Annotated in this window: 18 protein-coding genes, 1 tRNA gene and 1 pseudogene; 14 read left to right on the top strand and 6 right to left on the bottom strand. The window is 61.7% G+C overall.

The genetic code is table 11. From position 1 onward, the window contains the following. Window positions 1-138: 138 nt before the first annotated feature. From ACSZPK_RS14050 to ACSZPK_RS14025, 6 genes and pseudogenes are all read left to right on the top strand, one after another. Window positions 139-227 (top strand) — tRNA-Leu (locus ACSZPK_RS14050). 161 nt (window positions 228-388) lie between these two features. Continuing rightward, window positions 389-1726: a tyrosine-type recombinase/integrase gene (locus ACSZPK_RS14045; protein WP_437882096.1), complete on the top strand. Its 1338-nt coding sequence runs from the start codon at window positions 389-391 to the stop codon at window positions 1724-1726. Further along, window positions 1719-2372 carry a hypothetical protein gene (locus ACSZPK_RS14040; RefSeq protein WP_437882095.1) on the top strand — a complete coding sequence of 218 codons (654 nt, stop codon included), beginning with the start codon at window positions 1719-1721 and terminating at the stop codon, window positions 2370-2372. Before ACSZPK_RS14045 ends, ACSZPK_RS14040 begins: the two co-directional genes overlap by 8 nt. Window positions 2373-2548: 176 nt before the next feature. Then, window positions 2549-2740: a helix-turn-helix transcriptional regulator gene (locus ACSZPK_RS14035; protein WP_437882094.1), complete on the top strand. Its 192-nt coding sequence runs from the start codon at window positions 2549-2551 to the stop codon at window positions 2738-2740. Further along, window positions 2737-3471 (top strand): hypothetical protein, encoded by a 735-nt coding sequence (locus ACSZPK_RS14030; protein ID WP_437882093.1) that lies wholly within the window; start codon window positions 2737-2739, stop codon window positions 3469-3471. Before ACSZPK_RS14035 ends, ACSZPK_RS14030 begins: the two co-directional genes overlap by 4 nt. Window positions 3472-3474: 3 nt before the next feature. Then, window positions 3475-3612 (top strand): annotated as a pseudogene (locus tag ACSZPK_RS14025) (helix-turn-helix domain-containing protein); the annotation flags it as partial. Between the two features lie 50 nt (window positions 3613-3662). Here the strand turns inward: ACSZPK_RS14025 and ACSZPK_RS14020 are convergent. Both ACSZPK_RS14020 and ACSZPK_RS14015 read right to left on the bottom strand, forming a co-directional pair. After that, the gene (locus tag ACSZPK_RS14020) at window positions 3663-4391 is read right to left on the bottom strand and encodes a tRNA-dihydrouridine synthase (RefSeq protein ID WP_437882092.1); all 729 of its coding nucleotides are present in this window, start codon (window positions 4389-4391) and stop codon (window positions 3663-3665) included. Beyond that, on the bottom strand, window positions 4385-5146 hold the full coding sequence (locus ACSZPK_RS14015; protein ID WP_437882091.1) for a dihydroorotate dehydrogenase electron transfer subunit: 762 nt from the start codon (window positions 5144-5146) through the stop codon (window positions 4385-4387). The genes ACSZPK_RS14020 and ACSZPK_RS14015 overlap by 7 nt, the downstream gene beginning before the upstream one ends. Here ACSZPK_RS14015 and ACSZPK_RS14010 point away from each other — a divergent pair. From ACSZPK_RS14010 to ACSZPK_RS13980, 7 genes are all read left to right on the top strand, one after another. Continuing rightward, a complete protein-coding gene (locus tag ACSZPK_RS14010) occupies window positions 5130-6329 on the top strand; it encodes an MFS transporter (protein ID WP_437882090.1) in 1200 nt (399 codons plus the stop codon). The genes ACSZPK_RS14015 and ACSZPK_RS14010 overlap by 17 nt on opposite strands. A 308-nt stretch (window positions 6330-6637) precedes the next feature. Further along, a complete protein-coding gene (locus ACSZPK_RS14005) occupies window positions 6638-6988 on the top strand; it encodes a DUF3147 family protein (protein ID WP_437882089.1) in 351 nt (116 codons plus the stop codon). A gap of 151 nt (window positions 6989-7139) precedes the next feature. Next, window positions 7140-8384, top strand: a complete 1245-nt coding sequence (mexE, locus tag ACSZPK_RS14000; RefSeq protein WP_437882088.1) for a multidrug efflux RND transporter periplasmic adaptor subunit MexE — start codon at window positions 7140-7142, stop codon at window positions 8382-8384. 12 nt (window positions 8385-8396) lie between these two features. Next, complete coding sequence (locus ACSZPK_RS13995; RefSeq protein WP_437882087.1) at window positions 8397-11591, top strand: efflux RND transporter permease subunit; 3195 nt, start codon at window positions 8397-8399, stop codon at window positions 11589-11591. After that, window positions 11588-12994, top strand: a complete 1407-nt coding sequence (locus tag ACSZPK_RS13990) for an efflux transporter outer membrane subunit (protein WP_437882086.1) — start codon at window positions 11588-11590, stop codon at window positions 12992-12994. Before ACSZPK_RS13995 ends, ACSZPK_RS13990 begins: the two co-directional genes overlap by 4 nt. Before the next feature lie 204 nt (window positions 12995-13198). After that, complete coding sequence (locus tag ACSZPK_RS13985) at window positions 13199-13420, top strand: helix-turn-helix domain-containing protein (RefSeq protein ID WP_437882085.1); 222 nt, start codon at window positions 13199-13201, stop codon at window positions 13418-13420. Beyond that, entirely contained in the window at window positions 13417-14685 is a 1269-nt protein-coding gene (locus ACSZPK_RS13980; protein WP_437882084.1) for a HipA domain-containing protein, read from the top strand. The genes ACSZPK_RS13985 and ACSZPK_RS13980 overlap by 4 nt, the downstream gene beginning before the upstream one ends. A 77-nt stretch (window positions 14686-14762) precedes the next feature. On the opposite strand, the gene ACSZPK_RS13975 is transcribed toward ACSZPK_RS13980, so the two are convergent. Further along, on the bottom strand, window positions 14763-15194 hold the full coding sequence (locus ACSZPK_RS13975; protein ID WP_437882083.1) for a PACE efflux transporter: 432 nt from the start codon (window positions 15192-15194) through the stop codon (window positions 14763-14765). Window positions 15195-15308: 114 nt separating this feature from the next. On the opposite strand from ACSZPK_RS13975, the gene ACSZPK_RS13970 reads away from it, so the two are divergent. Beyond that, window positions 15309-16205, top strand: coding sequence for a LysR substrate-binding domain-containing protein (locus ACSZPK_RS13970; protein ID WP_437882082.1), 897 nt, complete (start codon window positions 15309-15311; stop codon window positions 16203-16205). Here the strand turns inward: ACSZPK_RS13970 and ACSZPK_RS13965 are convergent. The 3 genes from ACSZPK_RS13965 to ACSZPK_RS13955 are packed head-to-tail and all read right to left on the bottom strand — an operon-like array spanning window position 16180 to window position 22896. Further along, complete coding sequence (locus ACSZPK_RS13965) at window positions 16180-18258, bottom strand: putative bifunctional diguanylate cyclase/phosphodiesterase (protein ID WP_437882081.1); 2079 nt, start codon at window positions 18256-18258, stop codon at window positions 16180-16182. The two genes, ACSZPK_RS13970 and ACSZPK_RS13965, sit on opposite strands and share 26 nt — an antisense overlap. A gap of 52 nt (window positions 18259-18310) precedes the next feature. Next, complete coding sequence (locus ACSZPK_RS13960) at window positions 18311-19789, bottom strand: efflux transporter outer membrane subunit (protein WP_437882080.1); 1479 nt, start codon at window positions 19787-19789, stop codon at window positions 18311-18313. After that, window positions 19786-22896, bottom strand: coding sequence for an efflux RND transporter permease subunit (locus ACSZPK_RS13955; protein ID WP_437882079.1), 3111 nt, complete (start codon window positions 22894-22896; stop codon window positions 19786-19788). The genes ACSZPK_RS13960 and ACSZPK_RS13955 overlap by 4 nt, the downstream gene beginning before the upstream one ends. Window positions 22897-22899 lie beyond the last annotated feature (3 nt).

Below are 22899 nucleotides of genomic sequence, written 5' to 3'. Positions count from 1 at the left end.
GCAGCGAAAAGCCTTGCTGTATATAGTCCAGCCCTCGTCAAGCCCTTGCGATGGGGCGAGCGAGTCGCTACCGGAGAAAGGGAAGCCTGGACACGGAAGTAGTCAGCGTTCTGAACCGCGCAGGTTCGGTCACGCATGGCCTGGGTGGTGAAATTGGTATACACAGCGGACTTAAACTCCGCCGCCGCTAAAACGGCTTACGGGTTCGAGTCCCGTCCCAGGCACCATTTAGCTGTTTTAAGTAGTCTTAGATAGCCTACCAAGCCCGGTAAAATCAGGGATTTCAGCTAGAAAGCAGTCTTAATCAGTCTCTACTTGTCTCTACTCATATACTCCAAGTAGGTATACGTTTGGGTATACGCCGGTTCGGTGGGAGAGGCATATACCAATGGCACGTACAGTCACGCCGTTGTCCGACACAAAATGCGAAGCAGCCAAGCCGAAGGATAAGGACTACAGCCTGTTCGACGGCCAAGGGCTGTTTCTGCTTGTAAAGCGGACAGGGACCAAGGTCTGGCGCTTCAAATACAGAAGGCCTGACGGCCGTCCAGCACTCGCTACTTTCGGCAACTACCCAGCTCTAGGGCTTAAAGCTGCGCGCGGTCGTCGAGCTGCTGCTTTAGAAATTCTGGCCTCGGGAATTGATCCTGCTGCGCATGAGCAACAGCAGCGCGAACACGCTCAACTGGCAGCAGGTAATACCTTCAAGAGCATTGCCCTGGAATGGCATGCAGCTTGTGCCCGCAAATGGACCGATGATCATGCCGCCAAGGTACTGCGCCGAATGGAACTGTACCTATTCCCTCCGCTTGGTACTCGGCCAGTAGACAGTTTGAAGATCCGGGATCTGATGGCTCCCCTCAAAGCGACCGAGCAACTAGACACGCTAGAGTTGGCTAGCCGGTTGCGGCAATACACAACTGGGGTGATGCGCTATGCCGTTCAGCATGGGTATATCGAAACCAATCCTGCCTCTGACCTTCTAGGGGCTGTTGCGACCCGAAAGGCTCAGCATCGCCCCGCCCTGCCGTTTGAGAAGTTGCCAGATCTGCTTCAACGAATAGACGCATACAAAGGCCGGGCCTTAACGCGCATGGCAGTATCGCTGGCACTGCTTGTTTTCATTCGCTCAAGTGAGCTGCGGTTTGCTCGCTGGGCTGAGGTGGATCTGCCGCGTAGTCTCTGGACCATTCCAGGTGAACGAGAGGCTATTGAAGGCGTAAGGTTCTCCGAGCGAGGCGCCAAGATGCGCACACCTCACCTGGTACCACTGAGCCGACAATCGTCAAACCTGCTTGCCCAGGTACAGATACTGTCTGGTCGCTTCGATCTTGTTTTCCCTGGTGATCATTATCATCACAAACCCATGAGTGAAAATACTGTGAACGCCGCGCTCAGGCGAATGGGCTATGACACCAAGAGTGAAATCTGCGGGCACGGCTTCCGAACAATGGCCTGCTCCGCATTGATTGAGTCGGGACTATGGAGTCGTGATGCAGTAGAGAGGCAGATGAGCCATCAGGAGCGTAACGGAGTGCGGGCCGCCTACATCCACAAAGCCGAGCATCTGGAGGAACGACGGTTAATGATCCAGTGGTGGGCAGACTATCTCGACGCGAACCGAGAGACTCATATCACGCCATATGACTTTGCTCGACGGGGCTCTGACTCAAGCAATGTGGTGACGATGAAACGCACTCAAACAGGGATGGATAGAAATGGATGAGGGGCTAGCGCACACGCTTGCAGCTACAAGACAGCTTGAGCTTCAGGAATGGCTGAATATTACTGATGTTGGCCCAGGAGCACATAATGCGTATCTGATCACAACAGACGGTGTGTTCTTTCATCCAAACGAAAACGCTGAAAAGCACGGCTGGAGTGAGGAGCAAATCCAAGAAGCCTCTTCTGAGTATGCACTCGGTCACAAGAGCAGAACTTTTTCCAAGTCGACATCCAGGGCGCAAGTGGCTTCACGGATGCTCATCGAAAGCCAGCACCAGCTTTTATTTCCCTGCACGCCAAAGGCCTTGATCGACTTTATTGATGGCGATGTTACGGGTGATTTGTTCGGATGCCTTCCCGATACGTTCAGGAAGGCAGTGGATGAGCTACCCGATGAGGAGCCGCCAGATATAGATTCAGATGCTGCTTTAGGGGCCAGTCGTCGTCTGCAGGTAAAGGAGTTTTCTGCGCGCCCGCGGGAGTCGAGTGACGTAAGTAAAGAGAAGTGGGAGCGCTGGAAAAAATGCGCCAATGAAATACAAAGCGAAAATCCTAATCGGATAATCTCAAAACGAAGCCTGGCACCGCTCGTAAAAAAAAGGCTCAACCTTAATGATAGCGAAGAGACCATCCGGAGAAGGATTTAACAGACTGGGTAAGTAAATTTTGGGTTGGGTACCTCGGCCTTACCCATTCAGACCGAGCACATTGTCTCCCGTCGTCTACTGATATACGGGTGAATACAGTGCTTAACGCTACAGCCTTTCCCATTGCCTCAAACCTGCCAATTAGCAGCCTAGATCCTACGACCACAATCATACGCATGCCGGTGGTGCTGGCGATGACCGGGTACAGCAGGCCCGCAATTTATAAGCTGCTGAAGAGCGACGCGAGCTTTCCTCGACCCGTTCCCTTGAGCAATGGGAAGTCGCGCAACTCACCAGTTGGCTTTGTTCTCAGTGAAGTTCAGCAGTGGGTTAAGTCGCGGATCGCCATGCGTGAGGTGGCTGCATGAGCCACGTCAACGACGGCATCACCACCTGCCAATTCGGCAACCACGTCCTGGCTTTCGATGACTCCGGCATGATCAACGCCAGCCTGCTGGTAAAGCCGCTTCGCGTGGCGCAGGTCAAAGAGTTTTTCCGCGCCACTGGCGTTATTGATGAGGTGGCCGATCTGGTCAAGAGCTCGGGCCGTATGCTGCCACCGCAATGGCTCGATCCTCATTACGCGAGAGCTAACCGCAAGGATCTCATTCTTTATCTAGGCAAGATCAAGATCCTTCGAGAGGAACCGGGCTCGGTAGGCGGCCATGTCCCGGCAGCACCTGGCGTACCTGGCTCGGGCGTGATCAACCTTCGCGCCGGATTGTGGGTGCGGCATGAGCTGGCTGTCAGGCTGGTCCGTTGGGCTGAGTCGAGGCAAGACGACTCGCGCGAAAGCCCCCTAGCTGATTTCGTAAAGCAGGCGCTGAGCAAACCCAGGGCGAAAGCCCGCAATGTGCGTGACGCCATGGATGGTTATGAGGTGGCTGACGAGTTTACCTATCAGGTGAGCGCCGAAACGCTGGAGCACCTTCGCGCGATTGATCGGCAACTGATCAACAGCGGCATTGACGCTGAGCTGCGTCGCGTCGCCCTGAAAGCGCGTGTCGACCGGCTGCCTAAGACGAGGGGGCTGAGCCCGGAGGACCGCCTTAAAGCTCTACAGGCCCGCATCGACCTGCTGACTTCGACAGAGGCCTGACCCATGAAAAAGAAAAAGGCCGACCCGAAGGCCAGCCCTAAAAATACGCAGCCCAATAATAGCAGTGCCGAGGCGCAACGCGCTCGTCTTCTTGAGCGCCTGCAGCAAGGTCCGGTGAGCACGATCGAGGCACGCCGTGACCTGAACATTCTGATGCCGGCCGCTCGCGTGAAAGAGCTACGCACTGCCGGTCATGTGCCACCACAGCCGATGACAGGAATCTTCACCGCTTGGGCGCACTGGTACGTCATGCGCAGCAGGATCGGCTTGATCGCCGGGCCGGTGATCCCGCCCATCACGTTGGCGACCTTGGGCAGGAAGGTTTCCACATCGATGGCCATGGCCAGCAGCGCATTGGACACCACCACGGCATCAGCACCGGCCTCTTCGGCTGCGAGGGCGATTTCGGCGATGTTGGCGGCGTTGGGGGTCATCTTCGGCCAGATGGGAACGTCGGTCGCGGCCTTCATCGCGCGGACCACCTGGTAAGTCGCATCGGCATCCATACCGAAAGCCAGGCCGTTCTTCTTCAGGTTCGGGCAGGAGATGTTCGCCTCGATGGCCCTCACCCCCGGAACGCTGATCTTGGCCGCCAGCTCACCAAACTGTTCGATGGAATCCGCCGAGATACTGGCCACCAGCGGCGGGCTGTAGGAACGGTAGAACGGCACGGTCTCGTTGATGTAGTAGTCGCCCCCCTTGCTTGGAGTGCCAATCGAAAACAGCGTCGAGTTCTTGAACTCGGCGATTCGCGGGGTGGGATTGCCTTCGCGCAGGTCATCGGTGATGGTTTTGGTGACGATCGCGCCCAGGCGATTCAGATCGAAGATCTGCGCCATTCCCTCGGCGAAGGTGCCAGAGGCTGGCATCACCGGATTCGCCAGTTGGAGGCTGCCGACATTGACGTTGAGGTTCACCATGTCAGGGCCTCCTCCAACGCGAAGACCGGACCATCCCAGCACACCCGTCGATAACTCAGTTCACCGCTACCCCCTGGTTTGCGGAATGGCCGCACGCAGGCATAGCACATGCCGACGGCGCAGCCCATGTGCTGCTCCATCGCGATCTGACCAGGCACGTCGAGTTCGACGGACAAGTGCTGCAGCAGTTTGAGCAAGCGATTGGAACCGCAGGTCGTCATGAAGTCGAATGGCTGCTGGCCATGCAACTGGCGAATCATCGAATCCAGACGCGGTACCGAGCTGCTGCCCGCCTCGTCAGTGACTGTGATGACCTGCGCTCCCGCTGCGGTCAGCTCGGCTTCGGACATGATCAACGCCGGGCTGCGCGCACTGAGAATCGCAGTGACCTTCGCCCCCTGGGCAATGGCCGCATCAGCCAGTGGCGTGAGTGTGGCCAGGCCGACACCACGCGCCACAAGAAGCACATGCCGGGTACGCGCTGGCAGCTCGAAGCCACGCCCCAACGGGCCCAGCATATCCAGGTACTGGCCGGGAACGAGGGTCGACAGCCCCCGGGTACCAGCGCCTTGAACCTTGTAGAGAAACTTCACCTGCCCCGCGTGGGGATCGACGCCATACAGGCTCATCGGACGGCGCAGGAAGGGTTGATCCTGTTCCGTCGCCGGGCACATCAGGTGAAAGAACTGGCCGGGCTGGGCTTTCAGCGCAGCCGGGTTGCCTTTGACTATCAGGTGTTTGTACTCGGCATTCACCGATCCCAACTGGACCCTTACACCTCTGCAGATCGGAGAGCTCAGCAGCGCGGCGTTGCTAGGTACGCTGTTCGGCGCTTACCTGATCGGCGTAATCAGCGACATGATCGGTCGAAAACCCTTGATCATCCTCTGCGTCTTCCTGTTCTCGGTCTCCATGATTGGGGCGGCCCTGGCGCCCAGCCTCGGTTGGTTCATTGCAGCACGTTTCATTGGCGGACTGGGGCTTGGCGGGGTTATATCCGTAGCGGCCGCACTCACCATCGAGTATTCACCGGTGGACAAGCGCAACAGAAACTTCGCGCTGATGTATTCCGGTTACCCATTGGGTGTGCTGCTTGCTTCACTGACTTCCATGGCCTGGCTTGAACGCTATGGCTGGGAGTTGATCGTGGCCCTCGGCGCCATGCCGCTGGTCCTGCTGCCGATCATGGCCAAGCTGCTACCGGAGTCCATTGAGTTCCTCCTGCATCAGGGACGTCTTGATCGAGCGAAGAGCCTTGCCAAGCGCCTCGGTGTATCTCTGTCCGACAGTCCAGAGGTCACAACAGCCGGCAATGCAGAACAGCCCAGCACAAGCTTCAAGGCCGTGTTAACCGAGGTGTTTGTTCGTAATGGCTACGGAACACTGTGCTTGTGGATCACCCAGTTCATGGCCGTCATGGTCATGTACGGCCTGGGCACCTGGCTTCCGCAGATCATGCGCAAGAGTGGCTACGACCTGGGGTCGAGCCTGTCATTCCTGGCGGTCTACAGCCTTGCCGCTGCCATAGGCGGTATCTTCATCGGCCGCGTTGCAGACCGATTCGGAGAACGGACCACCATCTCCTTCTTCTTCCTGCTGGGTGCTGCCGGTGTCGCAGCCCTTTCGCTCAAGACGTCCATCGTACTGAGCTACGTATTTGTCTCCTTCGCCGGTGTTGGCAGTGTTGGGGTCGCCTTGGTTCTGCTCGGCTACATCTCCAACTACTACGCCCCCCACGCTCGTGGTAGCGCCACGGGATGGGCGGTTGGCGTCGGTCGTTTCGGCGCGATGACCGGCCCGATACTGGGGGGGGTACATCGCCCACGCGGGTCTCCCTTTGTTCTGGAGCTTCATCATTTTTGCAGGCGCAGCCGTCCTGGCAGCCCTGGCGGTGATCTGCTCCCCGCTGCCCCACTGGCGTCGAGCATCCTCCTCTGAATCATCCGCCATGACTGGAGCTGAGCATCTACACAGCCGCTAACCGGCATCACGTGCATATTAATGCGAGGTGTTCCTTATCGCGTTAATCAACGTACGCAATGCTGAGCGTTGACAAGCTGCCTCCAGCTTCACGGAGGCAGTCTTATTTCCTTGCCAGCCAGATAAGTCATCTACCCCCCCCCGTAGGCTCATGCAATCAACGATATTGAACATCGAATCACGCTGACTTCGAGGTAACCTCTTCGCACAGCGCCTCAAGCCATAAGCCTGAGCGGACATCAGTAACACTGCATGGAGCCCCTGCCATGGCGTGGATCATCATCAAATACCTCCTGACGGCCGGCATCGTTGTGCTGGTGTCGGAACTGGCCAAGCGCAGTGACAAGCTCGGCGGTCTGGTCGCTGCGCTTCCCCTGGTGACGGTGCTCACGCTGATCTGGCTGTATCTGGAACATCAGAGCACGGAGAAAATCTCCAACCATGCCTGGTACACCTTCTGGTACGTCGTGCCGACGCTGCCGATGTTCCTGGCTTTTCCTCTCCTACTGCCACGCTTCGGTTTCTGGCCGACGCTAATCTGTAGCTGCATTGTCACGATGATCAGCTTCGGGCTCTTCGCGCTTTGCATGCGCCGCTTTGGAATCGAGCTGCTCTGACCAAGCAGAACCTCGATGTTTTCGACCTTATCGATATAACGGCAGAAAGTATCATTGCTACTGATATGTATCTTCGGATCATTCGATTCGTCGATGCGAGGGATCGACAGCAGACTCCGCCCACTCATAACTCAGACTGGCGGAGCCTTTCATGGAACAGTCAACCAAACTCGCCTTGCGCTTTCCCCTGGCCCTGGCAGCCTTACTGGTCCTCAGCGCTTGCGGCAAGAACGAGCAAGCCAGCCAGCCCCAGCAAGCCGCGGCCAAGGTCAGCGTCGCAGAAGTCATTCAGCAGCCCGTCAACGAATGGGATGAACTGACCGGTCGCCTCGAAGCGCCGGAGTCGGTGGAGGTCCGGCCAAGGGTTTCCGGCTACATCGACAAGGTCGCCTTCCGCGAAGGCAGCCTGGTGAAGAAAGGCGATCTGCTGTTCCAGATCGACCCTCGCCCGTTCGAAGCCGAGGTCAAGCGCCTGCAAGCCCAGTTGCAACAGGCCAAGGCCGCATCCCTGCGCGCCGATAACGAAGCCCGTCGAGGCGAACGCCTGCGCCAGAGCAACGCGATTTCCGCCGAGCTGGCCGATGCACGGGTCAGCGGCGCCGAGGAGTCCAAGGCGGCAGCGGCGGCAATCCAGGCCGAGCTGGATAACGCCCGCCTCAACCTCAGTTTCACCCGCATTACCTCGCCGATCGATGGTCGCGTCAGCCGTGCCGAAATCACCGAAGGCAACCTGGTGAATGCCGGAGAATCACTGCTGACTTCGCTGGTCTCCACTGACAAGGTGTATGCCTATTTCGATGCCGATGAGCGCGTCTTTCTCAAGTACATCGACCTCGCCCGCCAACGCGGCGCCGACGCCCGCGACCAGAGCCCGGTGTACCTCGGCCTGTCCAGTGAGGACGGCAATCCGCACCTCGGCCAACTGGACTTCCTCGACAACCAGGTCAACCCGCGCACCGGCACCATCCGTGGCCGCGCCGTGTTCGACAATCGCGCTGGCGCTTTCACGCCTGGTCTGTATGCACGCCTGAAGCTGGTCGGCAGCAGCACCTACGACGCGACCCTGATCAAGGACATCGCGGTCGGCACCGACCTCGGCAAGAAGTTCGTGCTGGTCATCGACCAGAACAACACCGCCCAGTATCGCAACGTCGAACTCGGCCCCAAGCTCGAAGGCCTGCGCATCGTTCGCAGCGGCCTGAGCAAGGGTGATCGCATCGTGGTCAACGGCCTGCAACGCACCATGCCGGGCGCCCCGGTCGATCCGCAGAACGTGGCGATGGCCGACGCCGACACCCTTGCCGCGCTGGATCGCATGCGCAAGGAAGTCGAAGGCCGCTCGGCGCCCAAGGTCGCCGCGCAGAACGCCCAGCCCAAGCCCGCGCCACGCGGCTGACAGGTAGACGCCATGAATTTCTCGCAATTCTTCATCAAGCGGCCGATCTTCGCCGCCGTGCTGTCGCTGATCATCCTGATCGGCGGCGCCATCTCGCTGTTCCAACTACCGATCAGCGAATACCCGGAAGTGGTGCCGCCGACCGTGGTGGTGCGCGCCAACTTCCCCGGAGCCAACCCCAAGGTCATCGGCGAAACCGTCGCCGCGCCGCTGGAGCAAGCCATCACCGGCGTCGAAGGCATGCTCTACATGTCGTCCCAGGCGACCTCCGACGGCAAGATGACCCTGACCATCACCTTCGCCCTCGGCACCGACCTGGACAACGCCCAGGTCCAGGTGCAGAACCGCGTGACCCGCACCGAGCCCAAGCTCCCGGAGGAAGTCACCCGCATCGGCATCACGGTGGACAAGGCCTCGCCCGACCTGACCATGGTCGTGCACCTGACCTCGCCGGATAAGCGTTACGACATGCTCTACCTGTCGAACTACGCGCTGATCAACGTCAAGGACGAACTGGCACGCCTCGGCGGCGTCGGCGACGTGCAACTGTTCGGCATGGGCGATTACTCGCTGCGCGTCTGGCTCGACCCGAACAAGACCGCCCAGCGCAACCTGACCGCCACCGACGTGGTCAACGCTATCCGCGAACAGAACCGCCAGGTCGCCGCCGGCCAACTGGGCGCACCGCCCTCGCCCAGCGCCACCAGCTTCCAGTTGTCGATCAACACCCAGGGCCGTCTGGTCACTGAGGAAGAGTTCGAAAACGTCATTATCCGCGCCGGCGACGGCGGCGAAATCACGCGCCTGCGCGATATCGCCCGGGTCGAGCTGGGCTCCAGCCAGTACGCCCTACGTTCGCAACTGAACAACCAGCCGGCGGTGGCGATCCCGATCTTCCAGCGCCCTGGCTCCAACGCCATCCAACTGTCCAATGACGTGCGCGCGCGCATGGCCGAACTGAAGAAGTCTTTCCCGCAAGGCATGGACTACGACATCGTCTATGACCCGACCATCTTCGTCCGTGGCTCCATCGAAGCGGTGGTGCACACCCTGCTCGAAGCCCTGGTGCTGGTGGTGCTGGTGGTGGTGCTGTTCCTGCAGACCTGGCGCGCCTCGATCATTCCGCTGGCCGCCGTGCCGGTGTCGCTGATCGGTACCTTCGCGGTGATGCACGCTTTCGGCTTCTCGCTCAACGCCCTGTCGCTGTTCGGCCTGGTGCTGGCCATCGGTATCGTGGTGGACGACGCCATCGTGGTAGTGGAGAACGTCGAGCGCAACATCGAACTCGGCCTCAAACCGCTGGAGGCGACGCGCAAGGCCATGACCGAGGTGACCGGCCCGATCATCGCCACCGCCCTGGTGCTGTGCGCCGTGTTCATCCCGACCGCGTTCATTTCCGGCCTCACCGGCCAGTTCTATCGACAGTTCGCCCTGACCATCGCCATCTCCACGGTGATCTCCGCGTTCAACTCGCTGACCCTGTCGCCAGCACTGGCCGCCGTGCTGCTCAAAGGGCACCACGAACCCAAGGACGGCTTCTCGCGCTTCCTCGACAAGCTGTTCGGCGCCTGGTTGTTCCGCCCGTTCAACCGCTTCTTCGAACGTGCCAGCCACGGCTACGTCGGCACCGTGCGCCGCGTGTTGCGCGGCAGCTCCATCGCCCTGCTGGTGTATGGCGGCCTGATGGTGCTGACCTGGTTCGGCTTCTCCAGCACCCCGACCGGCTTCGTGCCGCAGCAGGACAAGCAATACCTGGTGGCTTTCGCCCAGTTGCCCGATGCGGCCAGCCTGGACCGCAGCGAATCGGTGATCACCCGCATGTCGGAGATCGCCAGCAAGAACCCTGGCATCGCCAACAGCGTCGCGTTTCCCGGCCTGTCGATCAACGGTTTCACCAACAGCCCGAACAGCGGCATCGTGTTCTTCCCACTCAAGCCATTCGACGAGCGCACCGATCCATCGTTGTCGGCAGGTGCCATCGCGGCTGACCTGAACGGCAAGTTCGCCGAGATCCAGGACGCCTACATCGCCATCTTCCCGCCACCTCCGGTGATGGGCCTGGGCACCATCGGCGGTTTCCGCCTGCAAGTGGAGGACCGTGGCAACCAGGGTTACGACGAGCTGTACAAGCAGACGCAGAACATCCTCAACAAGGCCCGTCAGGCACCCGAGCTGGCGCCGATGTCGCTGTTCTCCAGCTACCAGGTGAACGTGCCGCAGGTGGACGCCAATATCGACCGCGACAAGGCCAAGACCCATGGCGTGGCGATCAGCGACATCTTCGACACCCTGCAGGTCTACCTCGGTTCGTTGTACGCCAATGACTTCAACCGCTTCGGCCGGACCTTCCAGGTCAATGTGCAGGCTGACCAGCAGTTCCGCCTGGAAGCCGACCAGATCGGCCAGTTGAAGGTGCGCAACAACCGTGGCGAGATGATTCCGCTGTCGACCTTCGTCAAGGTGCAGGATGGCTCCGGCCCGGATCGGGTGATGCACTACAACGGCTTCATCACCGCCGAGATCAACGGCGCCCCTGCGCCCGGCTACAGCTCCGGCCAGGCCGAAGCCGCCATCGAGCGCATCCTCAAGGAAGAACTGCCCAACGGCATGACCTACGAGTGGACCGACCTGACCTACCAGCAGATCCTCGCCGGCAACACCGCGCTGTTCGTGTTCCCGCTCTGCGTGCTGCTGGCCTTCCTGGTGCTGGCCGCGCAGTACGAGAGCTGGAGCCTGCCGCTGGCGGTGATCCTGATCGTGCCGACGGTGCTGCTGTCGGCCATCACCGGGGTGATCCTGTCCGGTAGCGACAACAACATCTTCACCCAGATCGGCCTGATCGTGCTGGTGGGGCTGGCGTGCAAGAACGCGATCCTCATCGTCGAGTTCGCCAAGGACAAGCAGCAGGAAGGCATGGATCGCGTCAGCGCGGTCCTGGAAGCCTGCCGCCTGCGCCTGCGGCCGATCCTGATGACCTCCATCGCCTTCATCATGGGTGTGGTGCCACTGGTGATATCCACCGGCGCCGGCGCCGAGATGCGCCACGCCATGGGTGTCGCGGTGTTCTCCGGGATGATCGGCGTGACCTTCTTCGGCCTGCTGCTGACGCCGGTGTTCTACACCCTGATCCGCGCCTTCGTGGAAAAACGCGAAGCGCGCAAGGCCAACGCCGCGGGTAACTCCACTGGTAACGAGGTGCATGCATGAACCGCTTCTTCCCCGCCCGCCTCGCCCTGGCGCCGCTGTTCCTGGCCCTGGCCGCCTGTGCCGTGGGCCCGGACTACAAGGCGCCGGACACGTCGCCGGCAGTGGTCGCCAGTGCCACGTCAGCCGAGATTGATCGTGGCCGCTTCGAAGCGACCTGGTGGCAACAGTTCGATGACCCGACCCTGAACCAGTTGGTGCAGCAGTCGCTGAAGGAGAACCGCGACCTGCGTGTGGCGTTTTCCCGCCTGAAATCGGCGCGGGCGATTCGTGACGACGTGGGCAACGACCTGTTCCCCACCGTCACCAGTCGTGCTGGCTCGACCATCGGCAAGGCCCAGCAACCCGAGTCGAACATCGAGGAGCGGATCAAGACCGAACGCTACGATCTCGGCCTGGACATGGCCTGGGAGCTGGACCTGTTCGGCCGCATCCAGCGCCAGATCGAAGCCAGCGACGCGCAGATCGACGCCGCCGAGGCCGACTACTACCAGTTGCAGGTCAGTCTGATCGCCGAGTTGGTCGATGCCTACGGCGACCTGCGCGGCGCGCAACTGCGTGAGCGCATCGCCCGGGAAAACCTGAAGAACCAGCAGGAGTCTCGCGGGCTCACCGAGCAGTTGCGCGATGCCGGAGTTGGCACAGAGCTGGACGTGCTGCGATCCGATGCGCGCCTGGCGGCCACCGAAGCGACCCTGCCGCAACTGCAGGCGCAGGAAGCACGTTCGCGCAACCGTATCGCCACCCTCCTCGGCCAGCGCCCAGAGCAGTTGCACGTCGATCTCTCGGCCAGGCCGCTGCCGGTGATCGCCAAGGCGCTGCCCATCGGTGACCCGGCCGAACTGCTGCGCCGGCGGCCCGATGTGCGTGCCGCCGAGCGCCGCCTGGCCGCCGCCACGGCGAATGTCGGCGTGGCCACCGCCGACCTGTTTCCACGGGTCAGCCTCAGTGGTTTCCTCGGTTTCACCGCTGGTCGCGGGTCGCGATTGGGCGCCGCCGATGCGCGGGCGTGGAGCGTGGCACCGAGCATCAGTTGGGCCGCCTTCGACCTGGGCAGCGTGCGAGCCCGGATTCGCGGTTCCAAGGCCGATGCCGAAGGTGCCCTGAGCAGCTACGAGCAGCAAGTGCTGCTGGCCCTTGAAGAGTCGGAAAACGCCTTCACCGACTATGCAAAACGCCAGCAGCGCCTGGTCTCGCTGGTGCGCCAGTCGGAAGCCAGCCGTGCCGCGGCCCAGCAAGCCAGCGTGCGTTACCGCGAAGGCACCGAGAACTTCCTCGTGCTGCTGGATGCCGAACGCGAACGCCTGGCCGCCGAAGACGCCCAGGCCCAGGCCGAAGTCGACCTGTATCGCGGTATCGTGGCGATCTACAAAGCGCTCGGAGGTGGCTGGCAGCCTTCGGCATAGACCTGGCTCCGCTGCTTTTCGACAACGCATATCCCCACGAGCCGGTATGGTCGTGGGGTTTTCCATAGATAATCTAAGCCACAGCTTAGATTCGTACATTTAATGAACATGAAATATTGAAATCTAAGCTGCAGCTTAGATTTGGTTGAAAAATGCTCTCAAACGCCGATAATCTAAGCCACAGCTTAGATTATTGGTGCACGCATGAACTTCCTTCCCCTTCAGGACCCCGCCCAACTTGGCCAGCTCGTGCGAACCCTGCGCCGTAGCCAAGGCATTCGCCAGGATGATCTGGCCAGCATGGTCGGTGTCAGTCATGTGTTCCTGCGCGATGTGGAGTCAGGCAAAGGCACCGTCCAGTTAGGCAAGGTTCTGGCCCTGTTGCAGGAGCTTGGCGTACGCCTGCATGCCGAGGTTCCCGAATGAGAAACCTGCAGGTCTGGCTGAATGAGCAACCGGTTGGCGAACTCACTGAGCAGGACAATCTCTGGCGCTTCACCTATGACGCGGCCTGGCAAACAGCGCCGGACGGTTTCGACCTTTCGCCCCAGTTGCCTCGTGCGGCAGGTCGCATCGTCGACGGTGGCAGCCTGCGGCCGGTGCAGTGGTTCTTCGACAACCTGCTGCCCGAAGAGCAGGCCCGTGAGCTGCTGGCCCAGGATGCCCACGTCGACATTGCTGATGCCTTCGCCCTGCTCGCCCAATATGGTGCCGAATCGGCAGGTGCCCTGACCTTGCTCGATAGCCGTCAATTGCCGCCCGACGGCGACCTTCAGCCACTCTCCAGCGAAGCCCTGTCGCAGCGCATCGATGCCCTGCCCCGTGTCGGCCTCACCCAGGCCGCGCCCAAGCGCATGTCGCTGGCTGGCGCGCAACACAAGCTGGCCGTGGTCCTGCGTCATGACCTGCTGTTCGAACCGGTCGGCCAGACGCCTTCGACCCATATCCTCAAGCCCGACCACACGGATCTGGATCACTATCCGCACAGTGCCGCCAACGAATGGTTCGTCATGTCGTTGGCCGCGCGCCTCAAGCTTCCCGTGCCCACGGTGGCGTTGTGGCGCATTCCACAATCGGTATACCTGGTCGAACGTTTCGACCGCACCGGCCCTGCCGATGGACTGCAGCGACGGCATGTGCTCGATGCCTGCCAGTTGCTGTCCATCGATCGTGCCTACAAATACCGCATGGCCACCCTGGAAACCCTGCAGCGCCTGGTCGAGTCGTGCCGCAGCCGCGCCCTCGCACGCCAGACGCTGTTTCGCTGGGCACTGTTCAACGCGCTGCTCGGCAACAACGATGCCCACCTGAAAAACCTGTCGTTCTTCGTCGGCGCCGGCGGTGTCGAGCTGGCACCGCATTACGACCTGCTAAGCACCAGCGTATATGCCCGCGACCATGCCTGGGGCAGCGAAGAACTGTCCTGGCCAATGGGCAAGGCCCGGCGCTTTGCCGAACTCGAACGCCACGATGTACTCGCTTTCGGCGAAGTTCTGGGGCTACCCGGGAAAGTCGCCACGCGCCTGATGGACACGCTGCTGTCGGCAATGCCCCACGCTGCCGACGAGCAACTCCAGGCTGCCCGCAGCCTTGGCGTGGATGCCGGGGAAATGCGCCTGCTGCTACAGATCCGCCATGGCGTGCTGGCCGACATGCTCAAGCAACTGAGGCCTGCGCCCGCGCCAGAATGAGGGGCAACACGCCCCTCAAACGGCAAGTCAAAGCGGCTCGGCGAGCTCCAGGCTCTTGCTTGCAGTTCGCCTCGGCCTCAGGTGGCAGCCACTCTGGCCGAATCAGGCAAGCCGAAGGCCTTGTCGAAGCTCCACTGGAAGACGAAGGCATAGAAGAAGAAAAACACCAGCAGCCCAAGGTCGGCGATAAAGGCATCCAACAGGCTGATACCCAGCCACCAGGCCATCAGCGGCACCAGCAACACCACCAGTCCGCCCTCGAAACCCGCGGCATGCAGCAAACGCCGGAGAAAACCACGGCGACGGTTGTGCTGGCGCGCTTCCCAGCGTTCGAACAACAGGCTGAACAGCATGTTCCAGGCCAGCGCAACCCCTGAAAGCATCAGCGCCAGGGCACCGGAAGCGAACAGGCTCTTGCCGAATACCATTGCCATGACAGGTGAAATAAAAGCGATGGCTCCAACCTCATACAGCACAGCCTGAAGCACCTTGCGCAGTGGACCTTGCATGATCTAATGCCTCCACATGTGGATTTGACGGCATCATTGTGCTGAGCTCACCCTCTCCGGACAAATGACCTATAGTCGCCCTGGATGAATCAATCTCATCCATCTGGAGCCATGATGTTCGCCCGCCTGCCTCTCAACGCCCTGCGTACATTCGAATCGGCCGCACGCCTATGCAGCTTCAAGGCGGCGGCTGCCGAGCTGAATGTCACACCTACCGCCGTATCCCACCAGGTGCGCATGCTCGAAGCCGAGATCGGCTGCCTGCTATTCGAGCGACTGGGGCGCGGTGTGCGCCTGAGCGATGCCGGCGAACGCTTGCAGCGCAGCCTGCACGGAGCCCTGCTGGAAATGCAGCACGGCCTCGATGCCCTGCGCCCACGCCAGGACGACACGAGTCTGGTCGTCAGCATCACCCCAGCCTTCGCTGCGCTTTGGCTGATTCCGCGCCTAGGCCATTTCTACCGGCAGCATCCCGGTATTCGCGTGCGCATGGAGACCACCAATGAACTGACCGATTTGCTGCGCGATTCGAATACAGACCTGGCCATCCGGTGTGGCTTCGGCAGCTACCCGCACTTGTTCCAGCAGGCGCTGATGGCGGAATGGTTCGCTACCTATGCCACTGCGTCAGTGCTCGAGCGTCTGCCTCAGCAAACCGATCTGATCGACGTTGCCTGGGCGATGCCACAACCCGGGTTACCCAATTGGCAGGACTGGCGCGTGGCGAGTGGCGAGGACTGGACGGAACAGGCTCACCGGCGCGACTACCCGGACGAGCACTATGCGTTGCAGGCCGCCCTATCCGGCCAGGGCCTGGTGCTAGCCAGTTCGGTGCTGGTCAGCGACGCGCTATCCAATGGCCTGCTCACCCCCTATCGAGCGGACGTGCGTTTGCCTGGCGCGCGCTACCTCGCCGTCTGCGTGCCCGGTAAAGAAAGAAGGCCTGCGGTACAGGCCTTTCTCAGGTGGCTGGAAACGCAGGCACTCAATCCAAGCGATTGTCGCGACTGAGCGCCTGGATCGGCAACTTGTCCGCCGGCATCGGTTTGCCCAGCAAAAAGCCCTGCAGGGAGTCACACCCCAGGTCAGTGAGAAAATCCCGCTGGCCACTGGTTTCCACGCCTTCGGCAACGATTCGCAGATTCAGGGCCTGACCCAGCGCCACGATGGCCGAGACGATGGCCGCATCATCGCTATCCTGCTCCAGGTCGCTGACGAAACCACGATCGATCTTCAACTCGTTGGCAGGAAGACGCTTGAGATAGAGCAGGCTGGAATATCCCGTGCCGAAATCGTCGATGGACAGGTCTACGCCCATCTCCGCCAGTTCGCCGAGAATCAGCATGCTATTGTCGGCGTCCTGCATCGCCGTGCTTTCGGTGATTTCCAGGGTCAGGCAATTGGCCGGCAGATCATGGCGTTCCAGGGTCGCGGCTACGATGCGCACCAGGCCGGCATGGGCGAACTGCAGGGCAGACAGGTTGACCGCCACCCGCCAGTCGTCATGGCCCATGTCGTGCCACTCGCGCATCTGCCGGCAAGCCTCGTCGAGCACCCACTCGCCAATGCCGATGATCAGTCCGGTCCTCTCGGCGAGCGGGATGAACTCGTCCGGCATGAGCAGGCCACGCTCAGGATGCTGCCAGCGCAGCAAGGCTTCGGCCCCGATGGCACGCTGCCCGTCGGCGGAGAATTTCAGTTGGTAATAAAGAATGAACTGCCTTTCTTCCTGGGCGATGCGCAGGTCCTGCAGCAGTTGCAACTGCTTGCGCGCGTTGATGTTCATCGACTGTTCGAAGAAGCTGTAGCCGTTCTTGCCGTTGGCCTTGGCGTGATACATCGCCGCATCGGCGTTTATCAGCAGCTCATGCCCCGTGGTTCCGTCGCCGGGGTACAGGACGATGCCGATACTGGCGGAAACGCGCAGGTCGTGCTGATCGATGTTGAACGGCCGGCTGATGAGTTGCAGCTGATTACCCGCCACGGTGACGGCATCCTCGCGCTCCGCCAGTTCCACCAACAGGACGAACTCGTCGCCACCGATACGCGCCAGGGTGTCGGTGTTGCGCAGTTGCCCACGCAGACGCGCCGCCAGCTCGCGCAGGAGTTGATCGCCCGTGTGGTGGCCAAAGGCATCGTTGATCGGCTTGAAACCATCGAGATCGATGAACAGCAGTGCAAAGCAACCATTCTCTCGCTGCACCTTGGCCATGGCCTGGAGCGTGCGATCCTCCAGCAACATGCGGTTGGGCAAACGGGTCAGGTTGTCGTGCAAGGCCAGTTGGGTCAGTTCCTGGTTCGCCGCGGTCAGCGAACGAGTCAGGATCGAGGTGCGGGCTTCAAGGCGGGCATCGAGGACCGAGGTCAGCAAAGCGATACCGGTTACGGCAAGGGTCACGACGATGACCAGAATCGCCATCCAGGTATTGTCCAGCCCACTGGGCGCCGCGCCACAGTAACTGCCTTCGGGAAACACCGCAGCGGCCATGCCGGTGTAGTGCATGCCGACGATGGCGCAGCCCATCACCGTCGAGGCCGCGAGGCGCAATTGCAGGACTCGCGGGCTGTGGCGGCGCAAGCGAAAGGCGATCCACAGCGCCGCGCCGGATGCCAGCACCGCGATGAGCAGCGAGAGGATGAACAACCCGGCCTGGTAGTCGATGCCTGGCGACATCAGCATCGCGTGCATGCCCAGGTAGTGCATGCAGGCGATGCCCAGTCCCATGGCCAATGCACCGCAGAGCAATTGCCAGCGCGGCAGGGTCTTCTGGCTGATGAGGAATAGCGCCAGGCCGGAACTGGCCACCGCAATGAGGAACGAAAGGATCGTCCAGCCCAGGTCATAGCCAAGCGGGATCGGCAGGCTGAAGGCCAGCATGCCGATGAAGTGCATCGACCAGATGCCCATGCCCATCGCCAGCGAACCACCGGCCATCCATAGCCAGACGGCACGCCCCTTGGAAGTTACGATGCGACCGGCGAGATCCAGAGCGGTGTAGGACGCAAGAATGGCAACCAGGAGTGAAACCAGTACCAGCGTGGTGTTGTAACTGCCGATCAGCATCCGAAAAGCTCATTCAAGACGAAGAATGGGCCAAGTCTAGTCCACCAGCCGCTCACTGCTCCAGCCCGTTCCAGCCGCCCCCCATGGCGGCGATCAGTTGCACGCTGGCGGTCAGCCGATTGCCTTGCAGGCTCAAGCGCGTACGTTCGTTGGCAAGCGTGCTGGTCTGCACGCTGACCACGTCGGTGAACGCCACCGTGCCGGCCTTGTACTGGTTGAGGATAAGGCGCAGCGATTCGCGCGCGGCGTCCAGCGCCTGCTGCTGCACCAGCGCCTCGCGTTCGAATACCGCAAGCTGGACCAGATAGTCCTCGACCTCGCGCAACCCCGTGAGCACGGTCTGCCGGTACTGGGCCACGGTCTGGTCGTAGCTGGCCTCGGCCTGCTCGACCTGAGCACTGATCCGGCCAGCATCGAACAGGGTCATGGCGAATTGCGGGCCGATCGACCAGAAACGGTTCGGCGTGCTGATCCAGTCGTCCAGGCCGCCGCTGCGGTAACCGCCAGTGGCGCTCAGGGTCAGGTCCGGGTAATAGGCGGCCTTGGCCACGCCGATGCTGGCGTTGGCGGCAATCACGCGGCGCTCGGCGGCGGCGATGTCGGGCCGGCGCTCCAGCAACGCACTGGGGATACTGAGCGGCACGGAAGGCAGCGCCGGTATGTTGGAAACAGTGGCCAGGCTGAACGTCGAAGGCGCCACGCCGACCAGCACGGCAATCGCATGCTCCAGTTGCGCGCGCTGGTATTGCAGATCCACCGCTTCGGCTTCGGTACTGCGCAACTGGGTCAAGGCCTGGCTGATGTCCGAGCGCGGCACGATGCCGGCCTTGTACTGGTTTTCAGCGATGCGATAGGCACGCCGATAGGCCTCGACCGTGGCCTCGAGCAGGCGGCCCTGCTCATCCAGTACGCGCAGTTGCAGGTAGCTCTGCACCAGTTCGGACTGTTGGCTCAGGCGCATCGCCGCGAGATCGGCGGCACTGGCCTGCAGGCTGGCATCGTCGGATTCGAGCTGGCGGCGCAGCTTGCCCCAGATATCCAGCTCCCAGCTTACGCCGAGACTGGCGTTGTAACTCTTGGAGATGCCACCGGAACCGCTGCTGCTGATGGTCGAGCCATCGGACAAACGCACACTGCTTTCGCCGGTCCCCTGGCCCGAGCGGCTGACGCTGCTGTCGAGGCTGAGCGTCGGAAAGAAGGCGGCCCTCGCTCCGCGCGCCAGGGCCCTGGCCTGGCGGAACTGGGCCTCGGAACCGGCCACGCTCTGGTTGCTGCTGTTGAGGAGCTCGACCAGGCCATTGAGCTCGGCATCGCCATACAGCTCCCACCAGTTGCTGCGCAGTCCCAAGTCGGCCGGTTCGGCGGATTTCCAGCCTGCCGCCTGTTTGAACTCAGCCGCAGACGCCGACTCTGGGCGCTGGTAGTCAGGCCCGACGGCGCAGCCAGCCAACAGCATGGCCAGCATCAGGGCCAGCATCAGGGCCAGCGGTCGACGGGAGAATGACAGGCTTGGCGGAACGGATCGGTTCATAACGGAGTTTCCAGAGCGGCATCGGTGCGCCGACCCCGCCAGCCATTGACGCGATGGCGCAGGCGGTCGAGATAGAGGTAGACAACCGGGGTGGTGAACAGGGTGAGCAACTGGCTGAGCAGCAGACCGCCAACGATGGCCAGGCCGAGCGGCCGCCGCATCTCGGCGCCGTCGGCCATGCTCAGCAACAAGGGCAAGGCGCCAAGCATCGCCGCCAGGGTGGTCATCATGATCGGCCGGAAGCGCAGCATGCAGGCCTGGCGGATCGACTCCCGTGGCGTCAGCCCCGCACTGCGCTCCAGCGACAGGGCCTGGTCGATCATCAGGATCGCGTTCTTCTTCACCACGCCGATCAACAGGAACAGCCCCAGCAGCGAGATCAGGCTGAACTCGCCCCCGGTGAGCAGGATCGCCAGCAGCGCGCCGACCCCCGCCGACGGCAGGGTCGAGAGAATGGTCAAGGGGTGGACATAGCTCTCGTAGAGGATGCCGAGGACGATATACACCACCACCAGCGCGCTGAGGATCATCAGTGGCTGGCCGCCGGCGCTCTTGGTGAAGGCACTGGCGGTACCGCTGCTCATGCCTTGCACTTCGGTCGGCAGGTTGAGCAGCGCGATGGCCCTCTCGATGGCGTTGTTGGCCTGCTCCAGGGTGTAGCCGGGCGCCACGGCATAGCCGACGCTCTCGGAGGCGAACTGGCCCTGGTGATTGACCCGGTCATCCTCCAGGCTGCGCTCCCAGTGCGAGAAGGTCGACAGCGGCACACGCGAACCTTCGGCGGTGACCACCTGAATCTGGTCGAGCGACTCGGGATACAGCGCGTACTGCGGATTGATCTCCATGACCACGCTGTACTGGTTGAGGCGATCGTAGATCCGTGAAATCTGCCGTTGGCTGAAGGCGTTGTTCAGCACGCTGGTGACCATGCTCATGTCCACGCCCAGGCGCTTTGCCGTGGCCCGGTCCACCACCAGGCGAATCTGCTGGGTACCCTCGCCTTCCTTGGCGTCGATGTCGGTCAGTTCGGGCAACGCGCGCAGCGCCTCGCGTACCTTGGGCAACCATTCGTTGAGCAATTGCAGGTCGTCGGTGAGCAACACGTATTCGTTCTCCGTGCTGCGTCCCTGGCGCCCGCTGAACTGCAGATCCTGGTCTGGCATCAGCATCAGGCGGCCACCCGGCACCTTGGGCACGGTCACCCGCAGCCGGTCGATCACCTGCTGGGCGGACAGCTTGCGCTCGCTGATCGGCTTGAGGCGCACGATCAGTTGCGCATTGTTGATGCCACTGTCGCCACCGATGAAGCCGGCCACGCTTTCCACCGCAGGGTCCTTGAGGATCGCCCGCCGATAGATTTCCAGCTTCGGTTGCATGATCTGGAACGACAGGCCGTCGTCGCCGCGCACGAAGCCCATCAGTTGCCCGGTGTCCTGCTGCGGGAAGAAGGTCTTCGGCACTTCGACATACAGGTAGACGTTGAAGCCGATGGTGACGAACAGGCTCAGCAGGGTCAGCCGCGAATGCCGCAGCGCCCAGTCCAGGCCACGGCCATAGGCCTCGAGCATGCGCGCCTGCAGGCGCTGGCCAGCCAGTTGCCAGCGGCCTGGCTGGCGCGCTTCGCGGTCAGGCCTCAACCAGCGCGCGCAAAGCATCGGCGTGAGGGTCAACGACACCACCAGCGAGACGAGAATCGCCGCGGTCAGGGTGATGGAGAACTCATGGAACAGATTGGAAACGATACCGCCCATGAACAGGATCGAGAGGAATACCGCGACCAGCGACAGGTTCATCGACAACAGGGTGAAGCCGACCTCCTTGGAACCCTTGAACGCAGCCTTGAGCGGCGTTTCGCCAGCCTCCATGTGGCGGGAAATGTTCTCCAGCACCACGATGGCATCGTCCACCACCAGGCCGGTGGCGATGATCAGCGCCATCAGCGACAGGTTGTTCAGCGAGAAGCCCAGCACATACATGACGGCGAAGCTGCCGACCAGCGAGACCGGCACCGCCAGGGCGGGAATCAGCGACGCGCGCCAACGACCGAGGAAGGCGAACACCACCAGGACCACCAGGCCCACGGCGATCAGCAACGTATGTTCGGCTTCGTAGAGGGTGGCCTTGATCACCGACGAACGATCCATCGCCACTTGCAGCTCGACGCTGGCGGGAATTACCGCTTCCAGCGAGGGCAACTGGGCATGGATGGCGGCAATGGTCTCGATGATGTTGGCCCCCGACTGGCGGTTGATCACCATCAGCACGGCTTCGCTGTCGTCGTTGTAGAAGCCGCTGTTGTAGCGATCCTCGACGCCATCGCTGACCGTCGCCACATCGCTCAGGCGCACCGGCGCACCGTTCTGGTAGCGCAGCACCAGCGGTCGATAGTCGCTGGCTTTTTCCAACTGGTCGTTGGCCTGCAGTTGCCAGTGCTGCTGGCCGCTCTCCAGGGCGCCCTTGGGACGGTCGACGTTGGCCTGGCTGATCGCCTCGCGGACATCGTCCAGGGCGATGCCGTACTGGTCCAGCAGCCTGGGCTCCAGGGAAACCCGTACCGCCGGCAGCGAGCTGCCGCCGATATGCACTTCGCCCACGCCGGGCACTTGCGCCAGTTTCTGCGCCAGGATCGTCGAGGCGACATCGTAGAGCTGGCCCTTGTTCAGCACCTTGGAGGTCAGCGACATGACCATGATCGGCGCTTGCGAAGGGTTGAACTTGCGGTAGGTCGGCATGCTGCGCATGCCGCTGGGCAACAGGTTGCGCGACGCGTTGATCGCCGCCTGCACCTCACGCGCGGCCGCATCGATATCACGGCCGATATCGAACAGCAGAATGACGGTGGTACTGCCCTGGGAGCTGCGGCTGGTCATCTCGCTGATGCCGGCGATGGTCCCCAGCGAGCGTTCCAGCGGCGTGGCCACCGAAGACGCCATGATCTGCGGGCTGGCACCCGGCAGGTTGGCTTCTACCGCGATCACCGGGAAATCCATGTTCGGCAGGGACGCCACCGGCAGCAGGCCAAAGCTGATACCGCCCAGCAACAGGATCGCCAGGCTCAGCAGCAGCGTCGCCACCGGGCGGATGATGAAAGGCGCGGAAATGTTCATGGC

It is taken from the genome of Pseudomonas sp. LRF_L74 (genome assembly GCF_965644255.1).
Lineage (GTDB): Bacteria > Pseudomonadota > Gammaproteobacteria > Pseudomonadales > Pseudomonadaceae > Aquipseudomonas.
This window is presented reverse-complemented; position numbering and strand designations above follow the sequence as displayed.